The organism is Caldivirga sp. UBA161, assembly GCF_002506515.1.
Classification (GTDB): domain Archaea; phylum Thermoproteota; class Thermoprotei; order Thermoproteales; family Thermocladiaceae; genus Caldivirga.
The window spans coordinates 2,437-5,529 of sequence record NZ_DAXS01000026.1 but is presented as its reverse complement, the minus strand read 5'-3'; the positions used below and the strand labels follow the sequence as shown (position 1 = coordinate 5,529).

Annotated in this window: 3 protein-coding genes; 1 reads left to right on the top strand and 2 read right to left on the bottom strand. The window is 44.3% G+C overall.

Annotated features, from left to right (window positions below; translation table 11 throughout):
• Positions 1 to 194: 194 nt before the first annotated feature.
• Positions 195 to 1,574: an MFS transporter gene (locus BP896_RS03235; protein ID WP_291765570.1), complete on the top strand. Its 1,380-nt coding sequence runs from the start codon at positions 195 to 197 to the stop codon at positions 1,572 to 1,574.
• 355 nt (positions 1,575 to 1,929) lie between these two features.
• Here the strand turns inward: BP896_RS03235 and BP896_RS03230 are convergent, their stop codons facing one another.
• Together BP896_RS03230 and BP896_RS03225 are read right to left on the bottom strand one after the other, a co-directional pair.
• Positions 1,930 to 2,304 carry a DsrE family protein gene (locus tag BP896_RS03230; protein WP_291765567.1) on the bottom strand — a complete coding sequence of 125 codons (375 nt, stop codon included), beginning with the start codon at positions 2,302 to 2,304 and terminating at the stop codon, positions 1,930 to 1,932.
• A 118-nt stretch (positions 2,305 to 2,422) separates the two neighbouring features.
• Positions 2,423 to 3,037, bottom strand: coding sequence for a FumA C-terminus/TtdB family hydratase beta subunit (locus BP896_RS03225; protein WP_291765565.1), 615 nt, complete (start codon positions 3,035 to 3,037; stop codon positions 2,423 to 2,425).
• Positions 3,038 to 3,093: the final 56 nt, after the last annotated feature.

Below are 3,093 nucleotides of genomic sequence, written 5' to 3'. Positions count from 1 at the left end.
GTGTGTTTAAGAGGATGGCCATGTGGTCTATGAAATAATGGTTCCTAATTTAAAATTATGCTTAAGAGGGGTGATGAGGATTATTAGTTTCAATTCCTATTACTTATACGCATTCAATATATATTATATATTGATAAATATTATAAGTATTTTACGAACGAAATACCTATAAAGCCCCAGCCACATGAAGCTTAATGTGTAGTAAAACACCATTTGAGCCGCTTGATTGGTCAAGGCCAACACCTGGTCATATAAGGCTCCTATTTATCTCCGGCGCCGGCTTCTTTGCTGATGCCTACGACTTATTCGCCATATCAATAGCGTTGGTTTTCCTGAAGCAGGTTTGGTCATTATCAACTGCAGACGTGAGTTTAATATCATCAGCAGCACTCTTCGGTGCAGTAATAGGCCCCTTCATCTTTGGTAGGATTGGCGATATCTTCGGCCGAAAGTACGTGTATGGCATTGAGGCAGCCTTATTAGCCGCAGGCTCAGTGGCGTCAGCATTATCAGTGAATCCAACCATGCTGTGGATTACGAGGTTCATACTTGGCCTTGGAGTGGGTGGTGACTACCCAATAAGCGCAACATTAATGAGTGAGTACGCGCCAGCTAAGAATCGTGGCCTATTTGTGGCTGGCGTATTCTCAATGCAGGGCTGGGGTATAGTGGCTGCAGCCTTAATAGGCCTTGGCCTCCTTCACGCTAATGTTAACCCAGATATAGCCTGGAGGATAATACTGGGCTTTGGTGCGGTTGCACCAGCCCTTGTCATTTACTTTAGGCGTAGGGTTCATGAGACTCCTAGGTTTGAGTACTTCGTTAAGGGTAATGTTGAGGGGGCGAGGAGGGCCATGAAGGATGTACTCATGCAGGACGTTAACATTGAGGGTGGGAGTAATGTGGGAAGCATTAATTTAATTAAGTATATTCCAGTGATCCTAGGTACTGCAGTACCTTGGTTTGCACTTGATGTATTCTTCTACGGTACAAACATCTTCGGGCCATTCGTGGTTACCGCGCTGGGCCTTGCAAGTAACCCACTCTCCAGTATTTATGTTCAATTATACGCTGCATTAGCCTTTCTAGTACCTGGCTACTACGTTGCGGCATTCCTAGTGGATAAGGTGGGTAGGAGGAGCATGCAGATAATGGGCTTCTCCATAGTTACCGCAGTATACTTAGCCATGGCTTTAATACTGAGGAATGAATTAATAATGCCAACTACTATACTAGCCCTCTATGGATTAGCCCAGTTCTTCACTAACGTTGGACCAAACGTCACCACATTCATAACTCCAACCGAGGTTTTCCCAACTAGATTCAGGTCAACAGGCCACGGTATAGCTGCTGGCAGCGGTAAACTGGGTGCAGCGTTAGCAGCATCATTAATACCAATATACTTCCCAATAACCAGTAGCGGAGTGAGCGCAGTAGCTAAGTATGCGATAATGTCAAATCTACTACTGGTCCTAGCCATAATGGCCATCATAGGCATAGCCTTCACACTCCTCATAAAGGAACCCAAGGGTAAACCACTTGAATTATCATCAGGTGAAGTTGCTTCGCAATAATCCTTAATTCAGGTTATTAGCCTCCCAGTAACCATGGTGCAGTATAACTCCCCTTCTGTCGGCATCCACCTAGAGCCCAACCTGGGCCTCGCCACACGGAGCTCATTGACCCAGCACGGGCCTAAGCCCCCCTGAGGTGAATTAACCCCAGGGAGACCCGTGTGCCTGGAGAGTTTCCTAAGGCCACCCGTTACCGAAGTGGCCCTGAACCACCACTGCACCATGGTTACTGGGCTATGGGGTATTGTGAACAGTTAATTATAAGGATTCCGGTCAATAATATCTCAATGTGGGTTAGAGTAATGGTAATGAGCATAATGTTAACTTAACCCTACCCTAAAAGGAATGCGGCAGCTTATACTATTAGTAACCTATCATTATCCTTAATCCTTGAGATAAAAGTGGGGAAATCCAGCACTTCATCAATAACCTCATGTAATTCATCTTTCCTAATACCGTAAATACTCATTACACCAGTGCATGCGATAACCTTAACATTACCAAGCGACTTAGAGTCATTAATTATGCTTAAGTAGTCTACATTAGCCTTAACGTATAGTTCATGTTCACTTGGATCAGTGACCATTGGCTCCTTCCTGAAGGCTAATATCGCATTACCTGATATGAATAATGTAGTATCATTACCTAACGCAGCGTATGATGCTATTAAGGCAGCAGCAACATACAGTGTTGGTGGATCATTCCTAGTTAACACTATGAACACACTCATTAGTATGCCATTAACCTAAGCTTAATTATATATAATGAACACTGCTTATTATGCAGTGCCACTACACATATATGGGGGACCTTAATGCTCCTTAATTTTAACATTCACTAACCCTCCATTAGAAGCGTGGAATACTGCCTAAGGCATCCTTAACCGCTTCCTCAATTCTCTCCCTTGCCTTTCTCCTTAAATCCTCATAGTAATTATTGCCCTTTGAATCAATTATTACTGATAATGGGCCGAAGTCCTCAACCTCAAGAATCCACATGGCTTCAGCAGCCCCTAAATCAAGCCAATGAACACTAATAACCCTCTTAATAGCCTTAGCCGCCAGGACGCCGGCCCCACCTGTGAATATTAGGTATGATGCCTTAAACTTCCTCATGGCCTCAGTGGTCTTAGGCCCCATTCCACCCTTCCCTATTATTAACTTAACCCCAAGCTTCTCAATAACTTCAGGCTCAAACTCCTCCATCCTGGCGCTGGTTGTTGGACCCATACTTATTATCCTCCATGAATCACCCTCCTTAACAGCCACTGGGCCGGCGTGGTAAATGACACCACCCTTCAAGTCAACGGGTAATGGTTCACCCCTCCTTATGTGTTCAATAATCCTAACGTGGGCCGCATCCCTTGCACTCACTAATACGCCGCTTACATAAACCGTATCACCGATATTAAGTTTCTCAACGTCACTATCTCTTATTGGGGTCTTTAAATGATACGTAGGCATACGCACCTAGTGTTAGGGTTGTAAATAAGCTTTATGCTGAACCCTAACATTCAATT

What these genes read in the sequence shown, in the direction of transcription:
- BP896_RS03235 (WP_291765570.1), top strand. Translation starts at nt 195, where the DNA reads ATGTGTAGTAAAACACCATTTGAGCCGCTTGATTGGTCAAGGCCAACA.
- BP896_RS03230 (WP_291765567.1), bottom strand. Translation starts at nt 2,304, where the DNA reads ATGAGTGTGTTCATAGTGTTAACTAGGAATGATCCACCAACACTGTAT.
- BP896_RS03225 (WP_291765565.1), bottom strand. Translation starts at nt 3,037, where the DNA reads ATGCCTACGTATCATTTAAAGACCCCAATAAGAGATAGTGACGTTGAG.